The 20,095-nt window shown below is 66.7% G+C and carries 14 protein-coding genes; 6 read left to right on the plus strand and 8 right to left on the minus strand.

Annotated features, from left to right (window positions below; translation table 11 throughout):
- Positions 1 to 166 precede the first annotated feature (166 nt).
- From HNQ66_RS22525 to HNQ66_RS22535, 3 genes are read left to right on the plus strand one after another with little or no spacing between them, the layout of a single operon-like run.
- Positions 167 to 850, plus strand: a complete 684-nt coding sequence (locus HNQ66_RS22525) for a response regulator transcription factor (protein ID WP_184147005.1) — start codon at positions 167 to 169, stop codon at positions 848 to 850.
- Positions 851 to 854: 4 nt separating this feature from the next.
- Complete coding sequence (locus tag HNQ66_RS22530) at positions 855 to 2,279, plus strand: sensor histidine kinase (RefSeq protein ID WP_184147007.1); 1,425 nt, start codon at positions 855 to 857, stop codon at positions 2,277 to 2,279.
- A gap of 33 nt (positions 2,280 to 2,312) precedes the next feature.
- Positions 2,313 to 5,264: a bifunctional [glutamine synthetase] adenylyltransferase/[glutamine synthetase]-adenylyl-L-tyrosine phosphorylase gene (locus HNQ66_RS22535; protein WP_184147009.1), complete on the plus strand. Its 2,952-nt coding sequence runs from the start codon at positions 2,313 to 2,315 to the stop codon at positions 5,262 to 5,264.
- Positions 5,265 to 5,475: 211 nt separating this feature from the next.
- Here the strand turns inward: HNQ66_RS22535 and HNQ66_RS22540 are convergent, their stop codons facing one another.
- Together HNQ66_RS22540 and HNQ66_RS22545 are read right to left on the minus strand one after the other, a co-directional pair.
- Positions 5,476 to 7,824, minus strand: a complete 2,349-nt coding sequence (locus HNQ66_RS22540; RefSeq protein WP_184147030.1) for a PAS domain-containing sensor histidine kinase — start codon at positions 7,822 to 7,824, stop codon at positions 5,476 to 5,478.
- A 117-nt stretch (positions 7,825 to 7,941) separates the two neighbouring features.
- Positions 7,942 to 8,667 carry a helix-turn-helix transcriptional regulator gene (locus HNQ66_RS22545; protein WP_184147011.1) on the minus strand — a complete coding sequence of 242 codons (726 nt, stop codon included), beginning with the start codon at positions 8,665 to 8,667 and terminating at the stop codon, positions 7,942 to 7,944.
- A gap of 71 nt (positions 8,668 to 8,738) precedes the next feature.
- Between HNQ66_RS22545 and HNQ66_RS22550 the strand changes: the two genes are divergently transcribed.
- On the plus strand, positions 8,739 to 9,107 hold the full coding sequence (locus tag HNQ66_RS22550; RefSeq protein WP_184147013.1) for a VOC family protein: 369 nt from the start codon (positions 8,739 to 8,741) through the stop codon (positions 9,105 to 9,107).
- Positions 9,108 to 9,116: 9 nt separating this feature from the next.
- Here HNQ66_RS22550 and pepN read toward each other — a convergent pair whose 3' ends face one another.
- Positions 9,117 to 11,765 (minus strand): aminopeptidase N, encoded by a 2,649-nt coding sequence (pepN, locus tag HNQ66_RS22555; protein ID WP_184147015.1) that lies wholly within the window; start codon positions 11,763 to 11,765, stop codon positions 9,117 to 9,119.
- A gap of 238 nt (positions 11,766 to 12,003) precedes the next feature.
- On the opposite strand from pepN, the gene HNQ66_RS22560 reads away from it, so the two are divergent.
- Both HNQ66_RS22560 and HNQ66_RS22565 read left to right on the plus strand, forming a co-directional pair.
- Positions 12,004 to 14,301, plus strand: coding sequence for a xanthine dehydrogenase family protein molybdopterin-binding subunit (locus tag HNQ66_RS22560; RefSeq protein WP_184147017.1), 2,298 nt, complete (start codon positions 12,004 to 12,006; stop codon positions 14,299 to 14,301).
- Positions 14,302 to 14,466: 165 nt separating this feature from the next.
- Positions 14,467 to 15,405, plus strand: coding sequence for a DMT family transporter (locus HNQ66_RS22565; RefSeq protein WP_184147018.1), 939 nt, complete (start codon positions 14,467 to 14,469; stop codon positions 15,403 to 15,405).
- Here the strand turns inward: HNQ66_RS22565 and HNQ66_RS22570 are convergent.
- The 5 genes from HNQ66_RS22570 to HNQ66_RS22590 all read right to left on the minus strand — a co-directional run bounded on the left by HNQ66_RS22570 (position 15,396) and on the right by HNQ66_RS22590 (position 19,776).
- Positions 15,396 to 16,682, minus strand: a complete 1,287-nt coding sequence (locus tag HNQ66_RS22570) for an MFS transporter (RefSeq protein ID WP_184147020.1) — start codon at positions 16,680 to 16,682, stop codon at positions 15,396 to 15,398. The two genes, HNQ66_RS22565 and HNQ66_RS22570, sit on opposite strands and share 10 nt — an antisense overlap.
- Positions 16,683 to 17,038: 356 nt before the next feature.
- Positions 17,039 to 17,182 (minus strand): hypothetical protein, encoded by a 144-nt coding sequence (locus tag HNQ66_RS22575; RefSeq protein ID WP_184147022.1) that lies wholly within the window; start codon positions 17,180 to 17,182, stop codon positions 17,039 to 17,041.
- A gap of 10 nt (positions 17,183 to 17,192) precedes the next feature.
- Complete coding sequence (locus HNQ66_RS22580) at positions 17,193 to 17,369, minus strand: hypothetical protein (RefSeq protein WP_184147024.1); 177 nt, start codon at positions 17,367 to 17,369, stop codon at positions 17,193 to 17,195.
- A 212-nt stretch (positions 17,370 to 17,581) separates the two neighbouring features.
- Entirely contained in the window at positions 17,582 to 18,442 is an 861-nt protein-coding gene (locus tag HNQ66_RS22585; protein WP_184147026.1) for a uracil-DNA glycosylase, read from the minus strand.
- A 41-nt stretch (positions 18,443 to 18,483) separates the two neighbouring features.
- Positions 18,484 to 19,776, minus strand: a complete 1,293-nt coding sequence (locus HNQ66_RS22590; RefSeq protein WP_184147028.1) for an Hsp70 family protein — start codon at positions 19,774 to 19,776, stop codon at positions 18,484 to 18,486.
- Positions 19,777 to 20,095: the final 319 nt, after the last annotated feature.

The raw sequence follows: 20,095 nt of genomic DNA on the forward strand, positions 1-20,095 counted from the left end.
CTGCCGGGACCTTCTCCCCGCAGGCGGGGAGAAGGGGAAAAACGGCGAGGCTTTCCTTCCTCGCCCCGCCTGCGGGGAGAGGATGCCGGCAGGCAGGTGAGGGGCAGGTTCGCCCTTTAAAACGGTCCCGTTCCGACTCGGGGCATCATGCGCTAGGGTTGAAGCCATGAAGATATTGATTGTTGAAGACGATCTGGAGGCGGCGGCCTATCTGTCGAAGGCTTTCCGCGAGGCGGGCATCGTGCTCGACCATGCGAGCGACGGCGAAAGCGGCCTGTTCCTTGCCACCGAGAACAGCTACGACGTGTTGGTCATCGACCGCATGCTGCCGCGCCGCGACGGCCTGTCGCTGATCACCGAGCTGCGCCGGCGCAACATCCACACGCCCGTCCTCATCCTCTCCGCCCTCGGCCAGGTGGACGACCGCGTGACCGGCCTTCGCGCCGGCGGCGACGATTATCTTCCCAAGCCCTACGCCTTTAGCGAGCTTCTCGCCCGCATCGAGGTGCTCGGCCGGCGCAAGGGCACGCCCGAGCAGGACATGGTCTACCGGGTCGGGGACCTCGAGCTCGACCGTCTTTCCCACACCGTCAAGCGCGCCGGAAAGGAAATCCTCCTCCAGCCGCGCGAATTCCGCCTGCTCGAATATCTCATGAAGAATGCAGGGCAGGTGGTGACGCGCACCATGCTGCTCGAAAACGTCTGGGACTATCATTTCGACCCGCAGACCAACGTCATCGACGTCCATGTCTCGCGGCTGCGCTCGAAGATCGAGAAGGACTTCGACCAGCCGCTGCTGCGCACCGTGCGCGGGGCGGGCTACATGATGAAGGACGAGGCGGCGGGCTGAACCCATGCAGCGATTGCTCGGCCGGCTGACCGCCCTCTACCGCACCACGGCGGTGCGCCTTTCGGCGGTCTATCTCCTCCTCTTCGCCGCATGCGCGGCCTTCCTCGTCTTCTACGTCTCCTCCATGTCGGAACGGCTGCTGCAGCAGCAGATGCACGAGGCGGTGGCGCAGGAGGCGGGCCAGATCGAGCGCATCTTCGACAGCAGCGGCATGAACGGCCTCCTGCGCACGCTGGAGCGGCGCGCCCGCCAGCCGGGCGCCAACCTCTACATCATCGCAAGCCCGAGCGGCGAGGTGCTGGCCGGCAACGTCGCCGCCATCCAGCCCGGCGTGCTCGATACGGAAGGCTGGACGGACACGCCCTTCCGCTACCAGCGCTACCAGGAGGAGGCGCGCGGCACCAACCGCCCCATGGCCTATGCGCAGGTGATCGTGCTGTCCAACGGCTTGCGCGTCCTCGTCGGCCGCGACCTCGGGGAACCTGAGACGTTCCGCAACCTCGTGCGCCAGGCGCTGATGGTGGCGCTCGGCGTGATGGGCGTCGGGGCGCTCGCCATCTGGTATCTCATCGGCCGCAACGCGCTGAAGCGCATGGACCGTATGTCGGACGCCAGCCAGCGCATCATGGCCGGCGACCTCTCGCAACGCCTGCCGACGAGCGGCTCGGGCGACGAGTTCGACCGCCTTTCGGAATCGCTCAACACCATGCTCGGCCGCATCGAGAAGCTGAACGAGGGGCTGAAACAGGTCTCCGACAACATCGCGCACGACCTGAAGACGCCGCTGACGCGCCTGCGCAACAAGGCCGAGGCCGCGCTTGCGGCGGGCGATGTTGCCGAGCACCGCACGGCGCTGGAGGAGATGATCGGCGAATCCGACCAGCTCATCCGCACCTTCAACGCGCTGCTGATGATCTCCCGCGTCGAGGCCGGGCAGGCGCCGGCGGAAATGAGCGCGGTCGATATCAGCGGCATCGCCCATGACAGCGCCGAGCTTTACGAGCCCGTCACGGAAGATGCCGGCCTCGGCCTCGTCACGGAGATTGCGGACGGCATCGAGATCAAGGGCAACCGCGAGCTCGTCGGCCAGGCGCTCGGCAACCTCATCGACAACGCGATCAAATATGCCGAGGGCAGCGGCGGCGAGCCGGAAATCCGCGTCTCGCTTGCAAGACGAGGTGGCGATGTCGTCCTTTCCGTCGCCGACAGCGGCCCGGGCGTGCCGGACGACAAGCGCGAGGAGGTGGTCAAGCGCTTCGTGCGGCTCGATGCCAGCCGCTCCAAGCCCGGCACGGGCCTCGGCCTCTCCCTCGTCGGCGCCGTCATGGAAATGCATCACGGCCGGCTGGAGCTGGATGCCACCCATCCCGGGCGGGAAAACAATCGGGGGCTGACCGTGAGGATGGTTTTCCCCGTGCTTCCGGACTGATACACCTTTTCGCCGACACGGCGAGGAGACATCATGAGCGTGACGGAAGCGACGCGGTTTTCCGATCTTTCGGCCAGCCCGATCCGGCCCCTGAGCCAGACGGAGGCCAAATCGGTCCTTTCCGACCTCAAGGACTGGGGCCGGGACCACGCCGCCATCGCCCGGCTTCTCGGCGAGGAAGGCCCGCTGAAGGACTTCATCGTCGCGGCCTTCTCGCTTTCGCCGTATCTCCGCGACACCGCCCGCATCGATCCCGGCCTTCTTGCCCGGGCGCTGGAGGAGCCGATCCTGCCGGCCATCGAGGCGGCGATCGCCCGCGCCCGCGCCGCATGGCGGGCGGAGGAGGGGGAGGTGACGGAGGCCGCGCTGATGACGCGGCTGCGCGTCGCCAAGCGGGAGGTCGCCTTCCTCACCGCGCTTGCCGACCTTGCCCGCATCTTCGACGCGCGCCGCACCACGGCGCTGCTGACGGCGCTTGCCGAGGCCGCGACCTCCGCCGCCATCGACCATCTCCTCCTTGCGGCGCATGAGAGCGGCAAGCTGAAGCTGCCAGATCCGGCCCATCCGAGCGAGAAATCGGGCCTCATCGTGCTCGGCATGGGCAAGCTGGGCGCCGCCGAGCTCAACTATTCCTCCGATATCGACCTCGTCGTCTTCTTCGATCCGATGGCCGATGTCGCGGCCGATCCGAGCGAGGCCGTCGAGACCTTCTCGCGGATCGTGCGCCGCCTCATCCGCATCATGCAGGAGCGCACGGCGGACGGCTACGTCTTTCGCACGGACCTGCGCCTGCGCCCAGATCCCGGCGCGACGCCGCTCGCCATCTCCTTCGATTCGGCCATGCTCTACTACGAGAGCCGCGGGCAGAACTGGGAGCGCGCCGCTTTCATCAAGGCAAAGCCGATTGCCGGCGACCTTTCGGCGGGCGCGGCCTTCCTCAAAGGGCTCGTGCCCTTCGTCTTCCGCAAATATCTCGACTATGCGGCCATCGCAGACATCCATTCGATCAAGCGGCAGATCCATGCCCACAAGGGGTACGGCGAGATCGCGGTGAAGGGGCACAACGTCAAGCTCGGCCGCGGCGGCATCCGCGAGATCGAGTTCTTTGTGCAGACCCAGCAGTTGATCGCGGGCGGCCGCGTGCCGGCGCTGCGCCTGCGCGCCACAGAACCGATGCTGGCCGAGCTTGCGAAAGCCAACTGGATCGACGCGGCGACGGCCGAGGAACTGACGGAAGCCTACTGGTTCCTGCGCGATGTCGAGCATCGCATCCAGATGGTGCGCGACGAGCAGACCCATGTCCTGCCGGAGACCGAGGCGGAGCTGAAGCGCATCGCCTTCATGATGGGCTTCGAGGACACGGCCACCTTCTCGAAGCGGCTCGTCGAGGTGCTGCGCACGGTCGAGCGCCGCTATGCCGCGCTCTTCGAGCAGGAGGCGAAGCTCTCCTCCGAGACGGGAAACCTCGTCTTCACCGGCCAGAACGACGATCCTGATACGCTGGAGACCTTGAAGCGGCTCGGCTTCGAGCGCCCGTCCGACATTTCCCGCACCATCCGCACCTGGCATTACGGCCGCTACCGCGCAACGCAGTCCGTCGAGGCGCGCGAGCGGCTGACGGAGCTGACGCCGGAACTGCTGCGCGTCTTCGGCGAAAGCAAGCGGGCGGACGAGGCGCTGCTGCGCTTCGACAATTTCATCTCGGGCCTTCCGGCCGGCATCCAGCTCTTCTCGCTGCTCGGCAACAATCCGGCGCTGCTCTCCCTCATCGTCAACATCATGTCCTCGGCGCCGAAGCTGGCGGAGATCATCGCGGCAAGGCCCCATGTCTTCGACGGCATGCTGGACCCCGGCCTTCTCGCCGAGCTGCCGACGCGCGCCTATCTTGCCGAACGCATCGAGGGCTTTCTTTCAGGCGCCCGGCACTACGAGGACATCCTCGACCGCCTGCGCATCATCGCCGCCGAGCAGCGCTTCCTCATCGGCATCCGGCTCCTGACCGGCGCGATTACCGGAAAGCAGGCCGCGCGCGCCTTCACCCACGTCGCCGACCTCATCGTCGCCGCGACGCTGAAGGCGGTGCTGGCGGAGATCGAGGCGGCGCACGGTAAATTTCCCGGCGGGCGCGTGGCGCTGGTCGGCATGGGCAAGCTCGGCAGCTTCGAGCTGACCGCCGGCTCCGACATCGACCTTATCCTCCTCTACGACCACGACCACGACGCCTTCGAATCCGACGGTCCCAAGCCGCTCGACAACATCCGGTATTTCACCCGCATCACCCAGCGGCTGATCGCGGCGCTCTCAGCCCCGACGGCCGAAGGGGTGCTCTACGAGGTGGACATGCGGCTGCGCCCCTCCGGCAACAAGGGGCCGGTCGCCACCCGCATCACCTCCTTTGCGAAATACCAGGCGGAGGAGGCCTGGACCTGGGAGCACATGGCGCTGACGCGCGCGCGGCTTCTTACCGGCGACGAGAGCCTGATCGCCGAGGCGGAGGAAATCTTCCGCACGGTGCTTGCCCGCACGCGGGACACGGCGAAGATCGCCAAGGACGTCGCGGAAATGCGCGCCCTCATCGACGAGGAGAAGCCGCCGAAGGACATCTGGGATTTAAAGCTCATTGCCGGCGGGGTGATCGACATCGAGTTCATCGCCCAGTTCCTCGCGCTGGTCGCGCCCGCGCGCGGCGCGCCGCAGCCGGAAAGGGCGCTGCCGACGGGCGAGGCTTTGGCCATCCTCGGTGCGGCGATGATGGACGAAAACGACCTCGACACGGTCCAGAAGGCGCTGTCGCTCTATACGGAGATATCGCAGATCGTGCGCCTGTGCGTCGACGGCGGCTTCGACCCGAAGGAAGCCCCCGCCGGCCTCATCGACCTCGTCTGCCGGGCCGGCGACTGCCCGGACCTGCGCACGCTGGAGGCGGAGCTGCGGCGGATTTCCAAGGCGGTGCGGAAGATTTTCCAGGGGGTGGTGAAGGGGTAGGTGCACATGGAGGGGAGGTGGTTCACTCACACCCCCGCCTGACCCCTTCCTTTTTCCGCCTCTCCTTCGTCATCCTCGGGCTTGACCCGAGGATCCACGCATCCCCGCCTGCCTTGAGTTCGTGGCATGGATCCTCGGGTCAAGCCCGAGGATGACGTCAAAGGGTGAGGTGACGGCGTGTCCCACGAATGGCAACCCGCAGCGCGCCCGTCTAAGCCGCCGCCAGGTGCAGGGCCGCCAGGCGCTCGCGGTCGGGGATGCGCACGGAGATGATCGTGCCCTTGCCCTCGACGGAATGGATGCGCATGGCGCCGCCGTGGAGATGGGCCAGCGAGCGGGAGATGGCGAGGCCGAGGCCGGAGCCGCCCTTGCTCTTGGCGTACTGGCTCTGCACCTGCTCGAAGGGCTGGCCGATCTTCTGGAGGGCGGATTTCGGGATGCCGATGCCGGTGTCGGCGATGGTGAGCGTGACGGCGCCTTCGACGCGGCGCGCGCGCACCTCGACCCTGCCGCCCGGATTGGTGAACTTCATGGCGTTGGAGAGGAGATTGAGCAGGATCTGCTTCATCGCCCGCCGGTCCGCGACGGTGAGGAGATGGGACGGGCAGGTCTGCCGCACGTCGATCTCCTTCTTCTCCGCCTGCAGCATGGTGAGGCGCATGGTCTCTTCGATCAGCGGGGCGAGGTCCACCGTCTCGCAGCTCAGGCGCAGGTGCCCGGCCTCGATCTTCGACATGTCGAGGATGTCGCTGATGACGTTGAGCAGGTGCTTGCCGCTCTCGTGGATATCGCGGGAATATTCGCGGTACTTGTCCGAGCCGATGGGGCCGAACATCTGGTTCTGCAGGATTTCGGAGAAGCCGAGGATGGCGTTGAGCGGCGTGCGCAGCTCGTGCGACATGTTGGCGAGGAATTCGGACTTGGCGCGGTTGGCCGCCTCGGCGCGTTCCTTCTCCGCCTGGTAGTTGGCATTGGCGAGCGAAAGCTCGGCCTTCTGGCGCTCCAGCTTGGCACGGGAGGCGGAAAGGTCGCCGATGGTCGCCATCAGCCGCCGCTCGGATTCGCGCAGGCGCACCTGATGGCGCTTCATCATGGTGATGTCGGTGCCGACCGAGACGAGGCCGCCGTCGCGCGTGCGCCGCTCGTTGATCTGGAGCCAGCGCTCGTCGGCAAGCTGCACTTCCGTCGTCTGCGAGATGCCGGTGCCGTCGGCGTCCGCGATGCGGCGCTCGATGACCGGGCGGGCGGCCGCGGCATGCACCGCCGCGCGCTCCGTGCCGGGCACGAGAACGTCGTCCGGAAGGCCGTAGGCCTGCTGGTAATGGGCGTTGCACATGACGAGCCGGTCGTTCTTGTCCCACAGGACGAAGGCTTCGGACGTGCATTCGATGGCGTCGGCAAGGCGCTGGTCGGCCTCCTGGTAGCGCTGGGCGAGCCGGTGCTGCTCGGTCACGTCCATGGCGATGCCGATGATGTGCATGCGGCCCGATGCCATGCGGATGACCTGCGCGCGGGCGCGCAGCCAGACATAGTGGCCGTCGGCATGGCGCATGCGGAAGACCTGCTCCACCTGCCTCGCCTCGCCGCGGGCGACGGAACGGGCGACCTGGTAGATGCCGTCGTCGTCGGGATGCATCAGGCGCGCCGCATCGCCGAAGGAGAGCACGCTGTCGCGCGGCGGCATGCCGAGCATCTCGTACATGGAGCGCGACCAGAACAGCCGGCGGCTGGCAAGGTCGAAGTCCCAGAGGCCGCAGCGCCCGCGGGCGAGCGCCGTTTCCACGCGCAGGTTCGATTCCGCGAAGATCGCGTCGGCGTCGCGCGCGCGCTTGGCCTGGATGTAATAGGCGTAGAGGATGACGAGCAGGATGGCCGAGATGCCGGCGAAGAGCGTGACGTTCAGCGCCACCTCGTCGCGCCAGAACACGGCAAGCTGGCCGATCGGGTTGGCGACGACGACGAAGCCGCCCTTGCGCGGCATTTCCACGAGCGCGGCATAGTAGTCGCCGCCGTCGATGCCGGTGCGGAAGACGCCGGCCTGCGGGCCGAAATACTGGCTGGCCGCCAGCTCCGGCGAGAAGCGCGCGAGCGACTGGCCGACATAGCGCGCCGCCGCCAGCGAGGCGCCGAAGACCCGCCCGTCCTCCGCGACGAAGAGCACGATGCCGCCGGGCTGAAGGCGATCCTGCGGCAGGTGCACGGAAAGCGCGGCCTCGACGGCCATGCGGTCGGAGGCGGCAAGGCTGTCTGCCAGCGGGCCGGAGAACACCGCGCCCACGGCCATCGCCGTCAGCGAGGTCGCATCCCTGACGCCCGTGTCCATCCTGTCGTGCTCGACGATGATGCCGGCCATCCGCGAGACGGCCACCACGAACAGGAAGGCGATGATCAGGATCGGTATCGACCGTTTCAGCACGGGCTCCGCCCGTGCCAGGTGCCGTGCGGCAGGTCCGGCGAAAATCTTCGCCTGTCCCGTCAATTCATCTTCCCAGGCCGCCATTCCCGGAAATCTGAGACGAGTCCACCCGCCGGCTGCGCGTCCTCGTTGCGCGTCCGCCATCGTCATAAACCTTGTACCCTCTCGTGATTCGGCGCGCCGCTCGCCCGAATCTGCCCTAATGAATCAATTGTGATTCGGCTTGTCCAGAGGAAAAGGTAACGGACTTTTAACCAATTCTTATGGTTGGGAAATTGCATCCGGCGGCGGGGCGGCCGGCCGGCGCGGGCCGGGTTCGCTCTCGCGCCATTCCTTCAGCATCGCCGCGCGCCGGCGCGGCGGCCGCGCCTCCAGCAGCGTGAGGCCCAGCATGCGGTCTGTACGGAAATGGCGATAGGCCTGCCGGCGCTCGCACCAGGCGACGAGGATGCGCGTGTCCTCGAAATAGCCGAGCGCCACCGGCCAGACGATCCGCTCGGTGACGGCGCCCGCCGCGTCGGCATAGGAAAGGCGCAGCTTGCGCTCCCGGCGGATCGCCGCGCGCAGCAGCGCAAGGTCGACGGTCTCGCTGTCGACGATCTTGCGCGGGCCGACCAGCAGCGCCGTGTTCTCCAGCTCCTCGCGAAGCTCGGCCGGCAGCACGGCGGAAATCTTGGCGAGCGCATCCGTCGCCGCCTTCGTCACGGGCGCATCGGCGAATTTCTCCACCCAGCGGAAGCCGAGCATCAGGGCCTCCAGCTCGCCTTGCAAGAACATCAGCGGCGGCAGCATGAAGCCGGGGCGCAGCACGTAGCCGACGCCCGGCTCACCCTCGATGTCGGCGCCTTGCGCCTGAAGCGTGGCGATGTCGCGGTAGAGCGTGCGGATGCTGACGCCGAGCTCGGCGGCGAGCGTCGCGCCGCTGACGGGCCGGCGGTGGCGGCGCAGGACCTGGAGGAGGGAGAGCAATCGTTCGGATCGGGCCATGGCAGGATACTGCCAATTTCTGGCAGCGGTGTCGACTAGGATCGTTCCCGTCAACACGAAAGGAAGACCCCATGATCTCCCCCAATCTCATGATCCTCTATGTCGAGAACGCGCCGGCAAGCGGCCGGTTCTACGAAACGATCTTCGGCACCGCGCCGCAGGTGCTGTCGCCGGGCTTCGTGTCCTTCCAGTTCCCCAACGGCCTTGGCCTCGGCCTGTGGTCGACCAACTCGCCGGAATTCGTGTCGGGCGGCACGGGCCACCGCGGCGAGATCGCCATCGTCGCCGACGACGATGCGGAAATCGACCGGCTGCATGACGAGTGGCGCGCGGCGGGCGTGACGATCGAGCAGGCGCCGTTCACGGCCGTCTTCGGCCGCACCTTCGTCGCGCTCGATCCCGACGGCCACCGCATCCGCGTCTGCCCGCCGGACAAGTGAGCCGACGGCTTACGCCTTCAGCATGCGCTCCACGATGTCCGACACGTCGGAGGAGAGCTTCTCACCCGCAGCGATCGCGCGCAGCGCGTTGCGGGCGTGGTCGGAGCGCACCTCTTCCAGCGCCCGCCAGGAGCGCATGGAGGTGAGGATGCGGGCGGCAAGCTGCGGGTTCTTCGGGTCGATCTCGAGAATCTGGTCGGCAAGGAAGCGGTAGCCCGCGCCGTCCGCCCGGTTGAAGCCGGTCGGGTTGGAGAAGGCGAAGGTGCCGACGAGCGCGCGCACGCGGTTCGGGTTCGCCTTGTTGAAGAGTGGGCTTTCCATCAGCGCCTTGACGCGCTCCAGCGCGCCGTCGCCCGGAATGGTCGACTGGATGGAGAACCACTTGTCGATGACCAGCGCATTGTCGGCAAAGCGCGCGCGGAAGGCTTCCAGCGCCTTTGCCGTTTCCGGCGCATCCGGGAAGCGGTGGGCAAGCACCGTCAGCGCGGCGCTGAGGTCCGTCATGTTGTCGGCGCTGGCGAAGGCTTCCGCCGCGCGGGCCGGCGTGCCGTCCGAGACAGCGAGATAGGCGAGCGCCGCATTGCGCAGCGCGCGGTGGCCAGCGCCCGAAGCATCCGGCGTGAAGGCGCCTTCGGTGCGGTGGCCGGCGAAGAGCGCGGCGAAGACGGCCGGGTCGCGGTTCGCCACGAAGGCGAGCACGGCTTCGCGCCCGGTGCGGATGGCGTCCGGGTCGTTGTTGCTGCCGAGCTCGCGGGCGATGTCGGATTCGGAGGGAAGGGCGAGCGCCTGTGCGCGGAAGGCCGGCTCCAGGCTCTCGTCGGCGGCGATGGCGATCAGCGTATCGGCGAGCACGTCGCTCGTTTCCACGGGCTCGCCGGCGCGCGCCTTGCGGGCGGCATCGACGAGGGTCGGAAGCGCAAGGTCGTTCAGCGCCTGCCAGCGGGCGAAGAGGTCGCCGTCATGCCGCGCGATATGGGCGAGGTCCGCGGCAGCCTGCTCGAAATGCAGGTTGACCGGCGCGGAAAAGCCCCGGTTGAGCGAGACGACCGGGCGCGAGGCGATGCCGGAGAAGGTGACGGTCTGGCGGCGCTCGGTCAGGTGCAGCACATCGCCGGTCACGTCCGCGCCGCTGACGGCGGTGGGGTTTGCTTCCGAACCGTCGGTGAGCAGCAGGCCGAAGCGCAGCGGAATGTGCATCGGCTCCTTGACGCTCTGGCCGGGCGTCGGCGGGATCATCTGCTCCAGCGAGAGCGTGAATTCGCCTTTGCCCTGGTCATAGGCCGAGGAGACGCTGACGAGCGGCGTGCCGGCCTGGTTGTACCAGAGCGAGAACTGGCTAAGGTCGACGCCGTTGGCATCCTCGAAGCATTTCACGAAATCCTCGATCGTCGCGGCATCGCCGTCGTGACGCTCGAAATAGAGGTCCATGCCCTTCTTGAAGCCGTCCTTGCCGAGGATGGTCGCGATCATGCGCGTCACCTCGGAGCCTTTTTCATAGACGGTCGTCGTGTAGAAGTTGTTGATCTCGCGGTATTTCGTCGGGCGCACCGGGTGAGCGAGCGGCCCCGCATCCTCCGGGAACTGCTCGGATTTCAGGTGCCGCACCTCGGCGATGCGCTTGACGGCGCGCGAGCGCTGGTCGGCGGAGAACTCGTGGTCGCGGTAGACCGTCAGGCCTTCCTTGAGGCAGAGCTGGAACCAGTCGCGGCAGGTCACGCGGTTGCCGGTCCAGTTGTGGAAATATTCGTGGGCGATGATCGCCTCGATATTCGCATAGTCCTGGTCGGTGGCGATTTCCGGGTCGGCCAGCACGTATTTGTCGTTGAAGACGTTGAGCCCCTTGTTCTCCATGGCGCCCATGTTGAAGTCGGAGACGGCGACGATCATGAAGATGTCGAGGTCGTATTCGCGGCCGAACACCTCCTCGTCCCATTTCATGGAGCGCTTCAGCGCGTCCATGGCATAGGCCGCGCGCGGCTCCTTGCCGTGCTCGACATAGATCTTCAGCGCGACCTCGCGGCCGGACATCGTCGTGAACGTGTCTTCCACCACGCCGAGGTCGCCCGCGACCAGCGCGAAGAGGTAGGAGGGCTTCGGGTGCGGGTCGAACCAGGCGGCGAAGTGCTTGCCTTCGCCGTAGCCCGCGCCGCCGAGGAAATTGCCGTTGGAAAGAAGAAGCGGGCAACTCGCCTTGTCGGCGATGATGTTGACCGTGTAGACGGCCAGTACGTCCGGCCGGTCGGGGAAATAGGTGATGCGGCGGAAGCCTTCCGCCTCGCATTGCGTGCAGTAGACGCCGTTGGCGCGGTAGAGGCCCATAAGCTGTGTGTTGGCCTCGGGATTGATCATCGTGGTGACGGTGATCTCGAAGGGCTCGCTTGCCGGCAGGTCGCGGATCGTCAGGCTCTCGGGCGTCGCGTCGTAGCGCGCCTTGTCCATCTCCATCTGGTCGAAGAGCAGGCTCGTCATGACGAGTTCGTCGCCGTCGAGGACGAGCGGGGCGGAAGGATCGGCGCCTTCGCGGCGGTGGAAGATCAGCCGCGCCTCGACCTTCGTTTCGGTCGGGTCGAGTTCGAAGGTCAGGTCGACGCGTTCGAGAACGAAGTCAGTCTGGCGATAATCTGCCAGATGGATGATCCGGCCGTTCTCTGTCCGCATGGTATGTCCCGTCTCCTGCTGCCCCGGCCTGTCCCGTTTTCATACAACCGGGCGGTTCGCCGGGACCCATTGCCCCCAAATTCCACCGATTGATATGCTTATTCGCTTAACATCTCATTGCCAGCGACGCTTCGATCACAACTTTGTTCCACAGGGGAACGAACGGGAAGGGGTCGACAACGCGCCGATCCGCACTAGATTTGGCTCTCCCGTCTTTCAATCTCAGGACATCGCCGTCATGGACACCATAGCACCGAAATTCGGCGTGGGCGCCTCCGCTTTGCGCAAGGAGGACCTGCCGCTCCTGAAGGGCGAGGGCGCCTATACCGGCGATATCGTGCGGCCGGGCGAATTGCGCGGCTTCGTCCTGCGCTCGCCCCATGCGTCGGCGGCCTTCCGCATCGTCTCGACCGAGGCGGCGGAATCAGCGCCCGGCGTGCATCTGGTGATGACGGCGGCCGATATCGCCCATCTCGGCGACGTGCCCTGCCTTGCGCAGGTCACCCAGCCGGACGGCACGAAGCATCCCTTGCGGGGCACGCCGGTGCTCTGTCGCGAGCGCGTGCGCCATGTCGGCGACGCGGTCGCCTTCATCGTCGCCGACAGCCAGGAGGCGGCCGAGGACGCCGCCGAGCTCGTCGAGATCGACTGGGACATGGACGAGGCGAACGTCTCGCTTGCCGAGGCCGGCGGGGAGGGCGTGCCGCTCGTCTGGCCCGAGCTCGGCTCCAACCTCGCCTATCGGCACCAGACGGGGGACGCGGCGGCCGTGGAAAAGGCCTTTGCCGCGGCCGAGCGGATCTCCGAAATTACCGTCGTCAACAACCGCCTCGTCTCCAACTACATGGAAACCCGCGCCGCGCTCGGCGAATGGAATGAAGAGGCGGAGGAATTCACGCTCACCTGCGGCTCGCAGGGCGTGCATGGCGTGCGCAATTCGCTGGCGCGGCACGTCTTCGGCGTCGATCCGGAGAAGATCCGCGTCGTGACGCCCGATGTCGGCGGCGGCTTCGGCACCAAGGCTTTCAACTACCGCGAATATCCGCTGGTCATGGAAGCGGCGAAGCGCCTCGGTCGCCCGGTGAAATGGGTGGCGAGCCGGGGCGAGCATTTCCTTGCCGACGCGCATGGCCGCGACAGCATCGTCCATGCTGCCGTGGCGATGACGGCGGAGGGCCGCATCACGGCGCTGCGCATCCGCATGGACGCCAATATGGGCGCCTATCTTTCGCAATATGGCCCGATGATCCCCACCATGGCCTCGATCATGGCGACCGGCGTCTACGACATCCCGCTGCTCGACATGCATATCCGGGCCTTCTACACCAACACCACGCCGGTCGATGCCTATCGCGGTGCCGGAAGGCCCGAGGCGGCCTATGTCATCGAGCGGATGGTCGATACCGCGGCGCGCGACGTCGGCCTCTCGCCGGAAGCCTTCCGCCGCCTCAACTTCATCCGCCCCGAGCAGTTTCCCTATCGCACGGCCGGCGGCCGGCTCTACGATGTCGGCGAGTTCGACGGCCACATGACGCTGGCCATGGAACGCGCCGGCTGGGCCGATTTCCCCGCCCGCGCGGCGGAAGCGAAGACGCGCGGGCGCATTCGCGGCATCGGCCTTTCCACCTATGTGGAGGCCTGCGCCTTCGCCGGCTCCGAGCCGGCGCATATCCGCCTCGAGGGCGACGGCACGATCACCCTCTTCATCGGCACGCAGACCAACGGGCAGGGTCACGCCACCGCCTACAGTCAGTTCATCGCCGAGAAGATCGGCATCGATTTCGACCGCATCACCGTGCGGCAGGGCGATACGAAGGACCTGGCGAAGGGCGGCGGCACGGGCGGCTCGCGCTCCATTCCGCTGGGCGGCGCCTCCGTCGCCGCAGCGAGCGAGGACCTCGCGCAGAAGATGAAGCGCATCGCCGGCGACGAACTGGAAGCCTCGGTCGAGGATATCGAGCTTGTGGCGGGCGAGGCGCGCGTCGTCGGCACGGACCAGGTGCTGGACTACGCCGCCATCGCCCGCGCCGCGAAGACCGGGGACGACCTCGTCGCGGTCGCCGAATTCGTGCAGGACGAGGCGACCTATCCGAACGGCACCCATGTGGTGGAAGTCGAGATCGACCCGGAGACCGGCACGACGGAGATCGTCAACTACCAGGTCGTCGACGATTTCGGCCTGACGGTGAACCCCGTCCTGCTGCTCGGCCAGGTGCATGGCGGCATCGTGCAGGGCATCGGCCAGTGCCTCACCGAGGAGGCGGTCTATTCGCCGGACGGCCAGCTCCTGACGGCGAGCTTCATGGATTACGGCATGCCGCGCGCCGATCTCCTGCCCTTCTTCCGTTTCGAGACGCGCAACGTGCCCTCGACGACCAATGCGCTCGGCATCAAGGGGGCGGGCGAGGCTGCCACCATCGGCGCCTGTCCCGCCGTCATGAACGCCGTCGTCGATGCGCTTTACCGCGAGAAGGGCATAACCCATATCGACATGCCGGCGACGCCGCAGAAGGTCTGGATGGCGCTCAACGCTTAGGGCGCCATTCGATCAAAAATATCCGCGAAACATCAGCAGAATTGATGCCACCGGCCGGGCAATCCCGCTAGACTTGAAATCCTGCGGGCCGCTTCGACGGCTCCTTTCGATGCCTGACGCCACGGCCCGCCTCTGCGGCGGACTGCCTGGCGCGACGAGTTTTGCATGGACGCGCCGTATTCGAACCCCATGCGGGGTATCTTGCTCAAGGTCGCCTCGGTGGTGATCTTCCTGTGCATGTCCACGCTCATCAAGGCGGCCGGCAAGGATCTGGCGGCGGGGCAGATCACTTTCCTGCGCTCGGCCTTCGCCATCGTGCCCATCGCCATCTATTTCGGCTGTCGCGGCGAGCTCGTCGACGCCTTCCGCACCCGCGATCTCACCGGGCATCTCATGCGCGGCTTCGTCGGTATCCTCGCCATGGGCTGCGGCTTCTACGGCCTCACCCGCCTGCCGCTGCCGGAGGCGATCGCCATCGGCTATGCCATGCCGCTCATTGCCGTCGTCATCGCCGCGGTGTTCCTGCAGGAGACCGTCGGCCTCTATCGCTGGTCGGCGGTGCTGGTGGGGCTGACCGGCGTCGTCATCATCACCTGGCCGCGCCTCACGCTCTTTCGCGACGGCGGGGTCGGCTCGGTGGAGGCGATGGGGGCGCTCGCCGTGCTCGCCTCGGCGACGCTCGGGGCCTGCGCGATGGTGCTGGTGCGAAAGCTCGTGCAGGCCGAGCGCACGCACACGATCGTCCTTTATTTCTCGCTTTCGGCCTCGGTCTTCTCGCTGGTGACGCTGCCCTTCGGCTGGAGCGAACTGAGCTGGCAGGCGCTGATCCTTCTTGCGCTCGCCGGCTTCTGCGGCGGCATCGCCCAGCTTCTCCTGACGGCGAGCTACCGCTATGCGGACGTCTCCACCATCGCGCCGTTCGAATACACCTCGATCGTGCTCGGCCTCGTCATCGGCTATTTCCTGTTCGGCGACGTGCCGACGGGCGCCATGCTGGTCGGCACGGTCATCGTGGTGATCGCGGGCATCTTCGTCATCCTGCGCGAGCATCGCCTCGGCCTGCAGCGCCGCGCGGCCCGCAAGCACATCACGCCTCAGGGCTGACGCCATTCCGGCGTCGTGGTGTCCTCCAGCACGTCCTCGGCGGGCGCATCCGGCTGGAGCGCGGCGGCGGCGGCATCCGCGCCGAGCGGCTGCGCGGCCATCGCCTGGAAGTCCGTCTTGGCGACGAGGCCGTCGTTCTCCTCGCGCCGGCTGATGCGCCAGGCCGCATAGGCGCCGTAGAGCGCGAAATAGACGGCCAGCACAGCAAAGAGCGATCCCGGCCCGAAGCGGTCCATGATCGGCCCGACCATCAGCGGCCCGGATATCGTGCCGAAGCCGTAGACGATCATCATGCCGGAGGAGACCTCGACATATTCGTCCGGCTGCGCGCGGTCGTTGGCATGGGCGACGTTCAGCGCATAGATCGGGAAGATGACCGAGCCGACGAAGGCCGCGACGACATAGAGCAGCGCCGCCGGCCCGCCGGAAACCATCGCCATGACGAGGCAGGAGACGGTGCCGACCGCCCCGCAGGCAACCATGACGAGGCGGCGGTCCATGCGGTCGGAGGCCCGCCCGATGGGGATCTGCGAAAGGGCGCTGCCGATCAGCACCGAGGCGAGCAGCGTCGCGCCCTCGGCGGTGGAAAGGCCCGTGCGCTGGGTGAACACGCCGCCGAGGTTCAGCCATGCTCCGGAGAGCGCGCCGGCCAGGAACGCGCCGACGACGGCGACGGGCGAGCGGCGGTAGAGCGCCGGCACGTTGAAGCGCGCCTGCGTCGGCGGGGCGGGCAGCGGCGAGGAGGTGAGTGCCGTCGGCAGCAGCGCGACGGAGAAGATGATGCCGCACAGGATGAAGAGCGAGGTGTTCGACGGATCGCCGAGCGGCACGAGATACTGCCCGCCGATCGTGCCGACCATGGTGGTGATGAGGTAGATGGAGAAGACCGAGCCGCGGTTCTCGTTGGTCACCCGCTCGTTCAGCCAGCTCTCGATGATGAGGTAGCTGCCGGAAATGGCAAAGCCGGAAATGCCGCGAAAGAGCATCCAGGCCCGCCAGTCGACGGCGAGCGCGCAGAGCAGGATGGCGATGGCCAGCAGCGTGATCAGCGCCACGAAGACCCGCACATGGCCGACGAGCAGCACGAATTTCGGCGTGACGACGCAGGAGAGCGTGAAGCCGATCGTATAGCCCGTCGCGATCATCGAGATCGTCTGCGTCGACCAGCCCTCGGCGACGGCGCGCACCGGCACGACATAGCTCTGGAGGCCGAAGGCCACCATCATGAGGAGGGTGGACAGCATCAGGCTGAGAATGGAGGCGAGGCTCGCCAGCATGAGGGCTCCGCAGAATGGCGCGACAGGTTTGCGACTGTCGCTCTATTGCGGCGCCCGCGCGCTGTCTACAGCGACAACGGTTGGCGTAATCCGGGAAGATTTCCCGGATGGTTTGGCGATTCCCGGCAGGGTTGTGTTATGGAGAAGGGCCGGATCGATTTCCGGCAAACGAAAGGAGGTGAGACGTTTGAAAATCCGGCTTACGTTGGTTATCAGGTTTCGAGGTTGGCGCCTAACCCTGACGATCAGCTAAGAAAACGGGGATCGGGCTTCGGCCCGGTTCCCACCGGAGAAAAGGCGTCTCACCTCCTCACGTCGAAGACGATACCACGACGCCCGCCGCTTTTCAAAGCGGCTCAGTTCGGCAGGAAGGCCTTGAGCGGGTCGCGGCGCTGGGCGGCATCGCGCGGCAGCGAGGCGAGCACGGAATATTCGCGCGCGGCATTCACGGCGGCGCGGATATCGGCGATATCGGACATCAGCTTGCGGATGCGGGCCATCGTCGATCCCTCAGCGCTGGATGAAGTCGGAGAAGAGCTGGACGGGACGGTTGATGCGGGTAAAGCCGGTGGCCGTCATCTGCTCGTTGGCCGGGGTAGCGATGCCGCCGAAGCCGCGGCCGGCGCGAAGACCGGAATGGCGGAGCGTCTCGAAGCTCGAATGGATGGGCCGAAAGCGGGCGGTCATGGGTCGATTCCTTAAATCCTGTCCCTCCCACATCGCCATATTGCGCTGCAGCATTGATTTTGCAATGCGACATTCTGCCCGGCTGGTATGAGCAATTCGCATGGCTGCTGAAGCATTTTGTTCATGCTTGCGGCAGATTCGCGGCAAATGCGATGCGGGTCCCGCAAAGCGGTTCGCCTAAGCCATTGAAAAAAGGAGATGGAGCCTTTCGGCTAGCCGTTCAGCCCTGCACGGAAAGCAAGCAGGTCCTGCCAGACAAGCCGCTTGCTGACCGGCGCCGTCACGAGGTCTTGTGGATGCAGCGTCGCAAAGGCCGGAATCGTGCGGCCGGAAATCTCCACCGTCCGCCATTCTCCGCGCAACTGGTGGATCGTATCGTTGGAGCGCAGCAGGAATCGCGCCGCGAAATTGCCGAGGACCAAGAGATGATTCGGCTCGGCGAGCGCGATCTGCCGCTCGATGAACGGCCGGCAGATATCGGCCTCGCGCTGCGAGGGCGGGCGGTTGCCCGGCGGGCGCCACGGCACGACATTGGTGAGGAGAAGATCGGCGCGGGCAAGCCCGATGCCGGAAAGCATGCGGTCGAGCATCGCGCCCTGCCGGCCGGAAAAGGGCTGGCCGTCGCGGTCGTCCTCGGCGTTCGGCATGGCGCCGATCACCATGACGGAGGGCTTCGGATTGCCTTCCGCGAAGACGAGGCAGCGCGCGCTGGTCTTCAGGTTGCAGCCGTTGAAGGCCTCCATCGCCGTGCGCAGTTCCTCCAGCGAGCGGGCGCTGCTCGCGGCAAATTCCGCTTCCGCCACGGCCTGGCTGTCGGGGATCGCCACGTTCGGCAGCGGCGCCGGGGCGGCCGGGCGCGGCTGTTCCTGCCGCGCCGGGGCCTGCCGGGCGGCCGGCTGCGGGGCGGGGGCCGCCTCGCGCGGGGGTGCGATACCGCGCGCCGCGCGCATCGCCTCGAACTCGGCGATGCGGTCGACGGCTTCTTCCTCCAGCAGCCATTCCACGCCCGCATCCGCATAGAAATGCAGGAGCGAACGGAGCTGCTCGGGGTGAAGGTCTCTGGCGGCGTTCATGGCGGGCACATTATCGAAGCGGGAGCGGAGAGGAAAGCCGCTTACGCCGCCCAGGCCGCCACGTCGTCGCTTTCACCGATGAGCGCGAGGCCGTGGGCGATGGAAAGAAGCTCGCCGCCGCTCTCGATCTTCCCGGCATCGAAACGGCGCAGGAAGAGATTACGCACCGCCGGTACGAAGGAGGTGCCGCCCGTCAGGAACACCTTGTCGATGGCGCCCGCCGGCGTATTCGTCTTTTCCAGAACCTCGTCCAGCGCACCCTCGATGCGGGCAAGGTCCGGCGCGATCCAGCTTTCGAAATCGGCGCGCCTGACCCCTTTATGCCCGGCCTTGCCGAGCGGCGGGAAGTGGAACTCCGCCTCTTCGTCTGCCGAGAGCGCCATCTTGGTGGCCGAGATCGCCTGGTAGAGCGGATAGCCCTCGTCATGCTCGACGAGGTCGATGAAGAGCTCCAGCTTTTCCGGCTCCAGCGCCGAGCGTACCAGCGACTTGAGGTCGGTGAACTCGCGCGTCGTCTTGAAGATCGACAACTGGTTCCAGCGCGCGAAATTGGCGTAGTAGCCGGAGGGCACCTCCAGCACCTTGTCGAAGCTTTTGAAATGCGAGCCCTTGCCGATCTCCGGCGCGACGAGGTGGTCGATCATGCGCGAATCGAAATGGTCGCCGGCAATGCCGACGCCGGAATGGCCGATGGGCGTCGCCGAAAGCCGGCCCGCCTGCCGCTCGAAGCGGATCAGCGAATAGTCCGTCGTGCCGCCGCCGAAATCCGCGACGAGCACGGTGGCGTCGCTCTTCAGCGTCTGGGCGAAATAGTAGGCGGCCGCCACGGGCTCGTAGACATAGTGGATTTCCGGGAAGCCGAGCCGCGTCAGCGCCGCGTTGTAGCGCTCCAGCGCCAGTGCCGGATCGGGGCTTGCGCCGGCAAACTGCACCGGCCGGCCGGCGATCACCCGCGAGACCTCCGCCGGCCAGTCCGCGCCGGCATAGGCCTTGAGGCGGCGGAGAAAAATCTCCATCAGGTCGTCGAAGGCGTGGCGGCGGGCGAAGATCAGCGTGCCCTGGAAGAGGGCGCTCGCGGCAAAGGTCTTGATCGATTGCAGGAAGCGGCAATCGCCGGGATTGTCGATGAACTGGCGGATCGCCGCCTGTCCCGCCTCGACCTTCAGCGCCTGCGCGCCGACCTGCGGATCCTTCATGAAGGAGAGCGCCGTGCGCATCGTGTCGGTGACGCCGACGCTGCTTTGGAAATGCATCGACCGCGTCTCGCTGCCGCCGGTCGCCAGCGCCAGAACCGTGTTCGTCGTGCCGAAATCGAGCCCGAGTGCCCGCGCCATCGCCGTGCCCCCTGTGAATGCTGAATTGTGTTGAGCCGGAGCGGATGGCCCCGCGTGAAAGGCGCGTCGGACGCGCCGGAAAATGAAGAGCGCGCCAGATGGCACAGGCGGCCGTGGAAGGCAAGGGGAGGCGGGGGGATTGCCCCTCACCCTAACCCTCTCCCCGCAAGCGGGGAGAGGGGACTTGCCTCACGAAGGAGCTTTGGTTGGGGAAACCGGTCCGGCATACCCCTTCGCCCCGCTTGCGGGGAGAGCGACTGTCTTTGTGGTCAAGCGTTTTTCCATGGTTTACCGTCGCGGATGATTGCGTTGAGGATGG

It is taken from the genome of Shinella fusca, assembly GCF_014203155.1.
GTDB lineage: Bacteria > Pseudomonadota > Alphaproteobacteria > Rhizobiales > Rhizobiaceae > Shinella > Shinella fusca.